Below are 12252 nucleotides of genomic sequence, written 5' to 3'. Positions count from 1 at the left end.
GACACCCATGACGTTCCTCGCCTCGGCGAGCGCCGGGTGGGCCCGGGGTACGGCGGGTGCCCGATCACCCGCCGTACCCCGGGGGTCCATCAGCGGACGGTCAGCGAGCCGACCGCCGGACGCGGCGTCGCCACCGGCGGCAGCCGCTTCGGCTCGCCCCGCCTCGGCTCGCCGGCCCGGGCCAGCTCGCTCTTCGACGCGTCCGCCCGCTCGGCCGACGCCTCCTCCTGGAACGGCTGCGCGTCACCGACGCAGAGCGTGCCCTTGGCCGGCAGCTTGCCGGTGAGCAGGTAGGCGTCGATCCGGCCGGTCGCGCACGCCGAGGTGCCGTACGCGGTGTGCCCCCAGCTGTCGCTGCTCAGCAGACGGCTGTTCGGCAGCAGCTTCGCCGAGCTGACCGCGCCCTGGTAGTTGGTCGCCGGGTCCCAGTAGTTGCCGACCACCAGCACCGGAGCGGCGGTCACCCGGTTGAACGGCCCGGTCCAGGCGTCCTCGTCCCGCACCGTCCAGGTGTTGCGGGCACAGGGCGAGGTGCCCCAGGCCCACGCCCGACCGAAGTACGGCGCACGCTTGTCCTCCTTCGCCGACAGCGCCGGCCAGGCGTCGGCGTTCTTCGGGTGGTACGCGTCGGTGCAGTCGACGGTCAGGAACGTCTCCAGCCCGTTGTCGTACGGGAAGTCGTACCCCCGCTGCTCCCGGGCCTGCGCGGCGCGGGCGGCGAGCGCCTTGCGGGCCGACGCGGTGGCGGCCTTGCCGGCGGCCGGGTCGGTCAGCGCCAGAAGCTCGACGGTGATCTCGACCACCGACTGCCAGCCGTACGGGTCGTAGAGCGAACCGAGCGTGGCCCCGACGAAGTCGGCGTAGCTGACGGTGAACGAGCCGAAGTCCGGGTCGTCGATCACCACCGGCTTCTTGCGCAGCCGCTTGGCCACCGTGTCGTACACGGCCAGCGGGTTGCCGTGGGCGGCCACCTCGCACTTATCGGCGCCGGCCTTGCCGCACCGGACGAGAATCTCGCGCAGTGCCCGGTAGGCGCCGTCGGCGCTGCGCAGCCGCGTCTCCTGGAGCTGGTTGCGGGCGCTGCCCTGGCCGACCCAGGCGTTCGGGTCGAGCACGCCGTCGACGACGAGGGCGCGGAAGCGGTCCGGAAACATGTTGGCGTAGTACTGGCCCAGCGCGGTGCCGTAGCTGAAGCCGAGGTAGCTGAGCAACTTGTCGCCGACGGCCCGGCGCAGCACGTCCATGTCGCGGGCCACCTCGGCGGTGGACGCCGCGCCGGTCAGCGGCTTGCCGGTGGTGGAGCACGCCTTGCCGACCGCCTTGGACGCGGCGACGTACGCCTTCTCCTCCGCCTTGGTCCACGGGAACGCGACGTTCAGCCCGGCGTACGCCCGGGTCTGGTCCTTCACCGAGCGGAAGCACTTGATGTTCTCGCTCGCCTCGACGCCGCGCGGGTCGACGCCGACGATGTCGAAGCGGTCGAGCAGGTCGTCGCCGAGGAAGTAGGGCGCGGCGAGCGCGATGCCGGTGCCGGAGCCACCCGGGCCGCCCGGGTTGAGGAAGAGGCTGCCGACCCTGTGCTGCTGGTCGCGGGCCTTGACCCGCAGCAGGGCGACCTCGGTGGTGGCGCCCTTCGGGTTGTCGTAGTCCAGCGGCAGCCGGACCGTGGCGCACTCGGCGTAGTCGTAGCAGGCGTACCAGTCGAGCTTCGGCGTCGGCACGCGGTCGACACGGCGTGCCTCGGCGGCGCTGGTCCTGTCGTACGCGGGCGGTTGCGGGGTCGCCGCGGCGGCGGGCGCGACGGCCGGTCCGGCGAGGAGGACGCCGGCGATCCCGGTTGCGGCCAGGGATCGGAATGTACGGGGCATGAGGCTGCCTTCCGTCGGGGAACAAGTGCGTCGAGGAGACCTCGACCCTCGTCACTCTAGGGATCGGGAGGCACGCTGGTGGGCCCCAAACGGGGATCGATACGGCAAACGACCAAAGGATGTAACGATTTTTTCTCGATCGTCGCTACTCGCCGCTCCGAAGTGGAGCGTTGCTGACGGGAAGCCGTCTCATCCCGCCGGTTGACAGGTCGACGTGCTGGGCCATGCTTGTCGGGTGAGATCGTTCCCGAAGCCCGATGCGCGGGTGAAGGCCGTCGTCGCGTCCATGGCGACGGTGGCGGCGGTGGTGGCCCTCGCCGTGTGGCGTCCGCCCGGCATCCTGTCGGTCGTACTGGCCCTGGCCTGCGTCCTGCTCGCCATGATCGCGGGAGTGACGATCACCGCCGCCCGCCAGCCCGGCGGCACCGGCGTGCCGGCTCCGCAGTCGGAGAGCTGGCCGGTCCCCCACGCCGGCTATGGAGTGGACGCCGACACGCTCGAGGCGATCGACCCGCGCGCGGTACGGAACCTGCGCACCCCGGCGGGTCAGCCGATCGACGCGGACACGCTGGAGACGCTGGACCCACGGGTGGTACGCGGCATGCGGACGCCGGCAGCCGTGGACGCCGACACGCTGGAGACGCTCGACCCGAGGTCGGTGCGGCAGGGCCGGACCGTGAACGGGCTCAGCGACCGGTGAGCGTGGGGCCGGCGAGGGCGTTGACGCCCCGGCCCGCCAGGCAGCGGTAGGTGCGGTCCGCCTCGGCCTCCGGCGGCAGCACCTCCAGGTTCCACCCGCTCGCCGACTTGCCGCCGCTGACCAGCCGGAACGTGTCGGCGTTGCACACCTTGCCGACGGCCGGGTCGGCCGCGACCTTCTCGTGCCGGGCACCGGTGAGCCCCGCCGGCAGGTCACCGGCGGCGTAGGTCTCCCAGGTGTGCTGGCCGTCGCACGGCACCCGGCTCGCCTCGGCGCGGTCGCGGCGCAGCCGTACCGGACCGAAGCACTCCAGCTCGTCCGCGCAGCGCGCCCCGGCGGGCAACCGCACGTCGGCGGACGCGCATCCCGGTGCCGGCGCCGCCCCGGCCACACCGCTTGTTGCCGGCGTCGGCACGGCGGCCGGCGTGTGGCCGGCGGCCACCCAGCCGCCTCCGGCCGAGGCGGCGAGCGCGAGCACCCCGGCACCGCCGAGGAACCAGCGCCGGGGCCAGCGGCGGCCACGCGAGGCCACCGTCGGGTGGTCGTCGTCCGAGGGCGGTCGCGGGTTCGGCCCACCGCCGCTGTGGAACCGGCCGCCGTCGTACAGGCCGCCGGTCGCCGGGGCGCCGTCCAGCGGCAACGAGGCGAGCAGGCCACGCAGCTCGACCGCCGAGGGCCGCGCGCCCGGGTCGTTCGACATGCCCAACCGGAGTACGTCGATCAGCTCGCCGGGCACGCCGGGCAGGCCCGGGATCGGCTGCTGGAACATCTCCAGCACGGTGACCAGGCTCGGGTTGCGTTCGGAGTGCCAGCGCGGCGGGCGGCCGTACATCAGCGCATAGAGTGTGGCGCACAGCGAGTAGACGTCCACGGCGGGCGTGGGCGGGCTGTGGTTGAACGTCTCCGGCGGCGCGTACGCCGGGGTGAGCGCCTCCAGCATGACCGAGGAGTCACGGAACTCGGCGAGCACCGCCAGGCCGAAGTCGGCGAGTACGGCCGAGTTGAACTCGGAGTGCAGGATGTTCGCCGGCTTGACGTCGCGGTGCAGGACGCCCGCCGCGTGCGAGTGCGCCAGCGCGTCGGCGATCTTCACGCCGAGGTCGCGGGTCTCCGCCGGGCCCAGCGGGGAGGTGCGCATCCGCTCGGCGTACGAGCCGTCGCACAGCTCCATGATGAGGTAGGGGTGCTGGTCGACGGTGACCCCGACGTCGAACAGGTCGACCACGTGCGGGTGTGACGACATCCGCCCGGCGGCGCGGGCCTCGCGCAGGAAGCGGGCCTGGTCGCGCTCGCTGTCCAGCGTGCGGTTCTCGATCTTCACCGCGACCTCGCGGCCCACCGAGATCTGGGTGGCCCGGTAGATGGTGGCGTAGCCGCCCCGGGCGAACACCTGCAAGTCGGTCAGACCGGGCACGATGGGCAGCCGTACGGCGCCGGGCGGGGTCTCGGTCACGGCTCGAAAATACCCAACGATCCGGGCCCGTCAGCGCGCCGCGTCGGTGGCCGGCACCGGACCCGGGACGGAGTCGGGCGTGACGGCGGCCCCGCGCCGGGCGTCCCACCACAGGCCGACGGCTGTCGCGACCGCGCCCAGCCCCTCCCACGCGGCGACCGCGAAGAAGCGGTCCGGCGCGACGTCGGAGAGCACCGCGATGGTGAACACGGTGAAGGTGACCAGGCGGAACCACACGGTGAACCGGTAGAACGGCCGCCACTCGGTGGCGACGGCGAGCAGGTAGTAGACCCCCATGTTGAACGAGGCCATCGAGGACGCGGTGAGGAACGTGCCGGTGTAGTCACCCGGAGCGCGCTCGGCCGGCACCTCGAAGCCGAGCAGGCGCAGCTGCGTCTCCGGCCAGATCAGACCGAGCGCGCCGAGCAGCAGCGCGAGGAGTCCGAAGACGGCGATCGTCCAGCCGGCGCCCGAGCGCGGCAGCCTCATCGTTCCTCCCCAGCGTGTCCTGCCGGTGACACGTACGCGCACCGGGAGGCGACAGTCGATCCACGACTGTCGCCGACCCACGCTAACCGGCCACCGGGCCGAACACATCCCCGGAACCGTCAGAACAAGCGGCGATCAGCCGCCGGAGAGGCGCACCCGCAACGCGTCCGCGACCATCCGCTCACTGCGCTGCTCGGTGGCGTACGCGAGGCGTACCGCCTCCTCCGCGCTCGTCAGCGCCTCGGCCCGGCGACCGCAGGCGTCGAGCGCCTCGGCCAGCACCAGCCGCGCCACCACCTGACTGCGCACGTCCTCGGCGGGCGCGGTGATCGACCGCTGGGCCCAGTCGAGCGCCTGCTCGCGCTGGCCGTGGGCGAGCAGCGCGGCGGCGTACCGGGCCATCGTCTGCCGCCGGGAGAACAGCAGCGAGGGCGCGTTCGCCGCACCGGTGGCGACCGGGGCGAGCAGCCCCACGGCGGTGCCCGGATCACCCGCCGCGAGCCGGGCCATGGCGAGCAGCACGCGCGGCGCGACCTGGGCCGGCGCCTGCGGGTTGTGCGGCTCCACCCGGGTCAGCACCGACCGGGCCTCCCGCTCGGCGGTCTCGTGGTCGCCCATGTCCAGCGCCACGAAGCCGCGCAGCGTGCCGGCCATGCCGGTGAGCAGCGGGTGGGTGGTCCGGTCGGCGTATTCGAGCGCGTCGGTGAGCAGGTCGCCGGCGTGCTCCGGCTCGCCCAGCCCGCGCGCCACCACCCCACGCACCACCAGCGCGAAGCCCTGCCCCCAGTCGTCGCCGACCTCGGCGAAGTCCCGGTACGCGCGGCGCGCGGCCCGGTCCGCCTCGGCCAGGTCGCCCAGCTCGGCGGTGGCGTACGCCTCGACCGCGCGCAACGTACCCACCGCCCACGCCTCGCCGACGCGCTCCCCGAACGGCAGGAACACCCGCGCCATCCGGCACGCCTCCCGCAGCCGGCCCGCGAGCAGCCGGGCGAACGCCGTGGTGCCGCGCAGCCAGGCCCGCCCGTACGGGTCCTTCAGCTCGGCGAACAGCCGGGCGGCCCGGCCGAGTACCGCGTCCGTGCCGGCGAAGTCGCCACGGGTGGTGGTCACCCAGGCCAGGTTCTGCAACGACCACGCCTGGCCGCGGGGATCCCGCGCGGCGAGACTGACCTGATAGGACGCGGCCAGCCGGCTGCTGGCCTGCCCGAGCCGGCCGGCGATGAAGTCGGCCATGCCGAGCCGCCGCATCGCCGACGCCCGCAGGGTGGGCAGGCCGGCCTCGGTGGCCACCTGCAACGCCTCCTGCCAGTTGCACTCGGCCCGCTCGGCGTCACCGAGGGTCTGCTGGGCCTGCCCGGCGAGCAGCAGCGCGGCGGTCCGGGTGGCCGGGTCGGCGGTGTTCGCGGCGATCTTCTCGGCGAACGCGAGCGCGTCGGCCGGGCGGCCGATCTGGAGCAGTGCCCGGGCGTGCGTCACCCGGTCGGCCGCCGGCACCCCGTCGCGGGCCAGCTCGGCGGCGCGCTCGGCGTACTCGACGGCCAGCGCCGGCTCCCCCGACCGCAGCGACCGGCGGGCGGCCCGGCCCAGCGCGGCCACGCCCAGCGGGGTGACCGCCCGGGCCGGTGCGTCCGGGCGCAGCTTGACCGCGTCGGCGAGGACTGTGGCCCGCTCCACGTGCTCGGCGACGAAGTCGTCCCGGGCGGCCTCGGTGAAGGTGCCACCCGGAGCGGCACCGGTCCCGTCGACGCTCTCCGGCGCGGCCCAGCGGGCCAGCGCCGCGTGCCGCTCGGCCAGTTCGGCCTTGCTCACCCCGGCGTACGCGGCCTCGCGCATCAGCGGGGTGGCGAAGGCGAACCCGCTGCGGGTGCGGTGCAGCATGCGCCGTTGCAGCAGCTCCTCCACCGCCCGGTCCTCCTCGACGGCGGCCACCGCGGCGGGCCGCCCGTCGCGTCCGACCCGCTGCTCTCGCAGCGCCTCCAGCGCGCCCGCCGGTACGGTGTCGCCCACCACCGCGGCGTCGCGCAGTGCCGAGCGGGCGTTCGGCGGCAGCGCGTCGATACGCGCCGCGAGCACTGCGGCCAGGTCCCGGGAGAGCAGCCGGCTGCCGAGCGAACCGGGTGCGAGCCGCCAGCCGACATCGACGCCCCGGCCGGGCCCGGCGGTGAGCGCTCCGCGCTCCATCAGCAACGTGACCAGCTCGGCCAGGTAGAACGGATTGCCCTGCGCGGTGGCGAGCAGCCGGTCCGTGTCGGCCTGGGGCATGCGGCCACCGGACAGGTAGCTGGTGAGCAGCCGGGAGGCGTCCGCGCCGCGCAGCGGCGGCAGCGCGTGCACCTCGGCGTCCGCGACGCGGGTGAGCGCGCCGGCGGTGCGTACCAGCTCGGGGCGGCCGAGCAGCAGCACCAGCACCGGCCCGCTGAGCCGGTTGAGGGTCAGCGCCAGCGCCTTGAGCGTCTCGGCGGTGGCGTCGTGCAGGTCGTCCACCACGATCACCAGCGGCGCCTCACCGGCGAGCGCGCTGAGCAGGTCCGCGACAGCGGTCGGCACCGCCTCGTCGTCGGGTGGCGGCCCGGCCGCGTTCCACTCGCCGTTCTCCGTGGCGGGCGGGAGTTCGGCGTACCCGAGCAGGGCCAGGAGCTGGTCCACGGCGATCGGCGGCGGGTCGCCGGGCAGCCGGGACAGGCGCTGGCCGAGGCGGCGCAGCCGCTCCTCGACGGCCGCCCGCGTCACCGCCGTGGCCGCGTCACCTGGCAGGCCGACGGCGGCCCGGACCAGGTCGGCCAGCGGCGCCAGCCGGCGGCGTTCGCCGAACGCCGCGCAGCGCACCGACAGCACCCGGGCGCCGGTGTGCGCCGCGTACCGCCCGGCGCCGACGTCGTAGCCGGCGGCGAGGCGTTCCACCTCGGCAGCGAACCGGGACTTGCCGATCCCGGCCTCGGCGGTCATCAGCAGCACCCGGGGCTCGCCCCGGTCGATCACCTCGGCGAGCCGGCCGGCGACCCGGCCGATCTCGGTCTCCCGGCCCACGAACGGCGCCTCGTCGCCGAGGCCGGACCGGGTGCCGGGCGCGTCGAGCAGGCCCAGCAGCTCGTACGCCTCGACCGGCTCCCGCTTGCCCTTGAGCCGCAGCGGGCGCAGCGCCCGCCAGGACGCGACGTGCCGGGTGGCGGCGGAGGTGCGCGCCCCGGCGTAGACCGCGCCGACGGCGGCGGCGTCGGCCAGCCGGGCGGCGGTGTTCACCGTGTCGCCGATGACCGTGTACTCGATCGCCGCCTGGATGCCCGCGATCACGTCCCCGGTGTTGAGGCCGACACGCAGGCCCAGCGGTGCGCCGCCGCCGCGCTCGTCGTCGAGCACCCGCCGCACCGCGCGCTGCATGGACAGCGCGGCGCGGACCGCCCGCTCGGCGTCGTCCTCGTGCGCGACCGGGGCGCCGAAGACCGCCATGATCCCGTCGCCGGTCAGCTTGTCGACGTGCCCGCCGAACGTCTTCACCGCACCCGCGAGGGCGGCGAGCACCCGGTCGGTGACCGCGCCGACCCGTTCCGGGTCCAGGTCCTCCGACCAGGAGGTGAAGTCGGACAGGTCGCCGAAGAGCACTGTCACCACACGGCGCTCGGCGGCGGGCAGTGTGGCGGCGGCAGGCAGCGCCGCCCCGCAGTTGTGGCAGAACCGCGCCCCGGGCACGGCAACGGTTCCGCACACCGGGCAGGTCACGGCTGCTCCACTCCGAGGTGTTCGAGCTGGGCCCGGACCGACCACTCGGCGGCCCACCACAGCGACCTGTCGACGTCGGCGTAGACCACCGCCACCACCTCGGCCGCGGTGGTGGCGCCCGCGGCGACGGCCGCGCGCACCTGGTCCAGCCGGGCCCGCCGGTGGGCCAGGTAGAAGTCGGCCGCCACACCGCAGTCGGCGAGCGCCGGGCCGTGGCCCGGCAGCGCCGGGATCTCCCGGTACGCGGAGAGCAGTTCAAGGCTCGACAGGTAGTCGCCGAGGTGCCCGTCCGGGTGGGCGACCACTGTGGTGCCCCGGCCGAGGATGGTGTCACCGGTCAGCACGACGCGGTCGCCGTCGTGCGCGGCGAGCAGGCAGACCGAGTCGGCGGTGTGCCCGGGGGTGGGCAGCAGCCGCAGGTCCAGCCCCAGGTCGAGGGTGGTGTCGGCGGTGAGCGGCTCGCCTCCGGCGGTGTGCGCCGGGTCGGCGGCGAGCACCGGCACGCCGTCGAGCAGTTCGCGCAGCCGGGGCGCGCCCTCGGTGTGGTCCGCGTGCCCGTGCGTGATCAGCACGAGCCCGATCGGCCCCTGCGCCGCGATCGCGGCCAGATGACCCTCGTCGGCCGGCCCGGGGTCGACCACGACGGCCGGCGCGTCCGGCCCGGCCCGCAGGACCCACGTGTTCGTCCCGTCGAGCGTCATCGGCCCCGGGTTCGGCGCACGCAGCAACGTCACCCACGCCGGCAGCTCCTCCGCGAGCGCTCCCGCGGCCCCGGCCATCCGCCCACCCATGGCTGCGATCGTACGACTCCGCCCGCCGCTCCCCGCGATCTTGCGGTACCGGCCCGAGCTTTGTCCCCGTCTGGGGCTTCTGCCGGGGCGGCAACCGCAAGATCGCGGGCGGGGGAACGGCCGGGTCACGCGACCTCGACGATGACCTCTACCTCTACCGGGGCGTCGAGGGGCAGCTCGGCCACGCCCACGGCGCTGCGGGCGTGGCGCCCGGCCTCGCCGAACACGGCGCCGAACAGGTCGGAGGCGCCGTTGATCACGCCGGGCTGTCCGGTGAAGCCCGGTGCGCTGGCCACGAAGCCGGTCAGCTTCACGACCTTCACCACGTTCTCCAGCCCGACCAGTGCGTCGATCGCGGCGAGCGCGTTGAGCGCGCACCGCTGCGCCAGGTCCTTCGCCTGCTCGGCCGAGACGCCGTTGCCGACCTTCCCGGTGGCGAGCAGCTTGCCCTCGGCCATCGGCAACTGGCCGGAGACGTAGACGTGCTGCCCGGACTGGACGGCCGGCACGTAGCTGGCCACCGGCGGCACCACCTCGGGCAGTTCGAGGCCGAGTTCGGCGAGCTTCGCGTGGGGTCCGTTGCTCATCCGGGTCAGCCCTTCGGACGCTTCAGGTACGCGACGAGCTGCTCCGGGTTCGGGCCGGGGACCACGGAGACCAGTTCCCAGCCGTCCTCGCCCCAGTTGTCGAGGATCTGCTTGGTCGCGTGGACCAGCAGCGGCACCGTGGCGTATTCCCACTTCTGCATCGGAGGAGGGCTCCCTTGCCTGACTTGGACTTCGGTCAGGCACAGCCTACGGTCCGCCGCCGTCACCAGGACGCGGGACGCGGCTCCGGCGGCAGTGGCGGCTCGCCGCACGGGCCCTCGTGCTCGAAGGGCTGCGGACACCGGCTGCGGTCGGGCAGCAGCAGGTCGCAGAAGACCCGGTGCCTGTTGTTCTGGTCGTCGGCGGTGGAGACGGTGGTCTCGCCCGCGTCCAGCTCCACGAGGAAGCCGAGCGAGGTCGCCACGGTGCCGGCGAGCGCGGTGGCCGCCGCCAGGTCGGATACCCGGACCGGCAGGTGGATGACGTAGCCGGGCTCGTCCTCGTCCCGCCCCTTCCCGCCGGGGCGGGGAAGCGTCCGGACCACCTCGGCGGGAAGGCCGTAGGACCGCTCGTTGAACGGCAGCTCCGCCTCCCCCGGCCGCCCGGCCCAGTCGCCCGGAAACTGGGCTCGGGGACTGTTCTCCGCGTCGCGCATCCGTCGCCTCCGGGCGTCGTACCTGTTCACCAAAACCGCCATTCGGCTCGGAACCGTCCCCGGTCCGGCTCTCCGCGTCTGGACGAACGTAGAGCCTCCACCAACTCCCGGCAACGGGACGCGCACGCCTGGTCACGTCGAGTCACATTTACGACACAAGGCTGGTCGGGAAGGCGATAGCCGGTTTCCGTCCGATGGGGCGTGTACGCGGGGCTGGCAAGCGCCTCGCCGACCGTTACCCTTCCGGCTGGACGCGCGCCGACGCGCGCCCGCACACCTCGACCCGTGCCCGTCGCCTGGGGCGGCGACGGGAGCCGCAACCCGGGGGAGACAGATGACCCAACCACCCGCCGGTGGCGACGCCGGCACGCCCGGCGACCCGAATCCGCAACCGCCGCCTCCCGGCGGCACGCCGCCGGGATCCCCTCCCACAGCCGGTCCGCCGGCGTACCCGTCCGGCGGCACGCAGCCGCGCAAGCGACCGGCCGCGCTGATCGCTTCGCTGGTGCTGGCCGCCGCCGTCCTGCTCTGCGGCGGTGGGGGCACTGCCGCGTTCCTCGCGCTGCGCGACAGCGAGGACGGCCAGGGCGCGAAGGAGCCGCAGGTCGCGGTGGACGGCTTCCTCAAGGCCGTCTACCAGGAGCGCGACGCCGAGAAGGCGGCCGCGTTCGTCTGCTCGGCGGCCCGCGACGACGAGAGGATCGCCACCAAGGTCGCCGAGGTGCGGGAGTACGTCGCGCAGTACCAGAACCCCCGGTTCCGCTGGGCCACCCCGACAGTCGACAACCAGACCGGCGACCGGGCCACCGTCTCCGCCCGGGTGACCATGACCACCGCCGACGAGAAGGTCGCCGAGCAGGCGCTGCGCTTCACCGTGATGCGGAAGACGGGTTGGTGGGTCTGCGAGGTCGGCTGATCCCACCGGCCGGACAGAGCTGGTCCCAACGGCTGGTTAGGCTCGACGGGTGGCAGCTAGTGAGCAGCCGGCCGAGTCCGCCGGCAGATGGCCGGCCCGCCTGCACGTGGTGACCGGCAAGGGCGGCACGGGTAAGACGAGCGTGGCCGCCGCGCTGGCCCTCGGCCTGGCCGCCGGGGGCCGGCGCACCCTGCTCGTCGAGGTGGAGGGCCGGCAGGGCATCGCCCAGTTGTTCGGCACCGACCCGCTGCCGTACGAGGAACGGCACCTCGCCGACGCGCCAGGCGGCGGTGAGGTGCGGGCGCTGGCGGTCGACGCCGAGGAGGCGCTCCTCGAATACCTGGACATGTTCTACAAGCTCGGCGCCGCCGGCCGGGCGCTGCGCAAGCTCGGCGCGATCGACTTCGCCACCACCATCGCGCCGGGCCTGCGCGACGTGCTGCTCACCGGCAAGGTCAAGGAGGCGACCACCCGGACCAGCGGGTCGCGCCGGACGTACGACGCGGTGGTGCTGGACGCGCCGCCGACCGGGCGGATCGGCCGCTTCCTCAACGTGACGGCGGAGACCGCCCGGCTGGCCAAGGTCGGCCCGATCAAGACCCAGAGCGACGGTGTCTCCGCGCTGCTCCGGTCGCCGATGACCGCCGTGCACGTGGTCACGCTGCTGGAGGAGATGCCGGTCCAGGAGACGCTCGACGCGGTGGCGGAGCTGACCCAGCTCGGTTTCCCGGTCGGCCGGGTGATCGTCAACGGCGTCCGCCCGCCGGTGCCGGCCGGGCGGGCGGTGACGGCGGCCGAGCTGAAGCGCGGGCTGGCCGCCGCCGGCCTGCCGACCGACGGCCCGACCGTGGCCGGGCTCGTCGAGGAGGCTCGTGACCAGCAGGTACGCCGTGAGCTGGAGGACTCGCTCCGCGGTGACCTGGTGGATCTCGGCCTGCCCCTGGTCGAGTTGCCGCTGCTGCCCGACGGGGTCGACCGGGCCGGGCTGGAGACGCTCGCCGAGGCCCTCGTCCGGGCGGATTGACTCACACCTGCGGCCGGCACGGAGCAGAGTGCCCCTCGGGACCGATACGCTC

Annotated in this window: 11 protein-coding genes; 3 read left to right on the top strand and 8 right to left on the bottom strand. The window is 74.5% G+C overall.

Going from position 1 to position 12252, the window contains the following annotated elements:
- Positions 1 to 89: 89 nt before the first annotated feature.
- Positions 90 to 1868, bottom strand: a complete 1779-nt coding sequence (locus AB0C17_RS17240; RefSeq protein ID WP_357479318.1) for an alpha/beta hydrolase — start codon at positions 1866 to 1868, stop codon at positions 90 to 92.
- Between the two features lie 235 nt (positions 1869 to 2103).
- On the opposite strand from AB0C17_RS17240, the gene AB0C17_RS17235 reads away from it, so the two are divergent.
- Complete coding sequence (locus tag AB0C17_RS17235; protein ID WP_357385400.1) at positions 2104 to 2568, top strand: hypothetical protein; 465 nt, start codon at positions 2104 to 2106, stop codon at positions 2566 to 2568.
- Here AB0C17_RS17235 and AB0C17_RS17230 read toward each other — a convergent pair.
- The 7 genes from AB0C17_RS17230 to AB0C17_RS17200 form a co-directional block, all read right to left on the bottom strand.
- Entirely contained in the window at positions 2555 to 4021 is a 1467-nt protein-coding gene (locus tag AB0C17_RS17230) for a serine/threonine-protein kinase (protein ID WP_357385398.1), read from the bottom strand. The genes AB0C17_RS17235 and AB0C17_RS17230 overlap by 14 nt on opposite strands.
- 30 nt (positions 4022 to 4051) lie before the next feature.
- Positions 4052 to 4510, bottom strand: a complete 459-nt coding sequence (locus AB0C17_RS17225) for a hypothetical protein (RefSeq protein ID WP_357385396.1) — start codon at positions 4508 to 4510, stop codon at positions 4052 to 4054.
- Positions 4511 to 4645: 135 nt separating this feature from the next.
- Entirely contained in the window at positions 4646 to 8227 is a 3582-nt protein-coding gene (locus AB0C17_RS17220; RefSeq protein ID WP_357385394.1) for an adenylate/guanylate cyclase domain-containing protein, read from the bottom strand.
- Positions 8224 to 9006, bottom strand: coding sequence for an MBL fold metallo-hydrolase (locus tag AB0C17_RS17215; RefSeq protein WP_357385582.1), 783 nt, complete (start codon positions 9004 to 9006; stop codon positions 8224 to 8226). Before AB0C17_RS17215 ends, AB0C17_RS17220 begins: the two co-directional genes overlap by 4 nt.
- Positions 9007 to 9143: 137 nt before the next feature.
- The gene (locus AB0C17_RS17210; protein WP_174535414.1) at positions 9144 to 9605 is read right to left on the bottom strand and encodes a RidA family protein; all 462 of its coding nucleotides are present in this window, start codon (positions 9603 to 9605) and stop codon (positions 9144 to 9146) included.
- A gap of 5 nt (positions 9606 to 9610) precedes the next feature.
- On the bottom strand, positions 9611 to 9766 hold the full coding sequence (locus AB0C17_RS17205; RefSeq protein WP_013289021.1) for a DUF4177 domain-containing protein: 156 nt from the start codon (positions 9764 to 9766) through the stop codon (positions 9611 to 9613).
- A gap of 62 nt (positions 9767 to 9828) precedes the next feature.
- Positions 9829 to 10260, bottom strand: coding sequence for a hypothetical protein (locus AB0C17_RS17200; protein WP_357385580.1), 432 nt, complete (start codon positions 10258 to 10260; stop codon positions 9829 to 9831).
- A gap of 334 nt (positions 10261 to 10594) precedes the next feature.
- Here AB0C17_RS17200 and AB0C17_RS17195 point away from each other — a divergent pair, with 334 nt between their 5' ends.
- Both AB0C17_RS17195 and AB0C17_RS17190 read left to right on the top strand, forming a co-directional pair.
- On the top strand, positions 10595 to 11176 hold the full coding sequence (locus AB0C17_RS17195; protein WP_357479315.1) for a hypothetical protein: 582 nt from the start codon (positions 10595 to 10597) through the stop codon (positions 11174 to 11176).
- A 49-nt stretch (positions 11177 to 11225) separates the two neighbouring features.
- The gene (locus tag AB0C17_RS17190; protein ID WP_357468734.1) at positions 11226 to 12200 is read left to right on the top strand and encodes an ArsA-related P-loop ATPase; all 975 of its coding nucleotides are present in this window, start codon (positions 11226 to 11228) and stop codon (positions 12198 to 12200) included.
- Positions 12201 to 12252: the final 52 nt, after the last annotated feature.

This window comes from Micromonospora sp. NPDC048887 (assembly GCF_040649715.1).
Taxonomy (GTDB): Bacteria; Actinomycetota; Actinomycetes; order Mycobacteriales; family Micromonosporaceae; genus Micromonospora.
The sequence above is the reverse complement of the archived record's forward strand: the minus strand, read 5'-3'. Positions and strand labels throughout refer to the sequence as shown.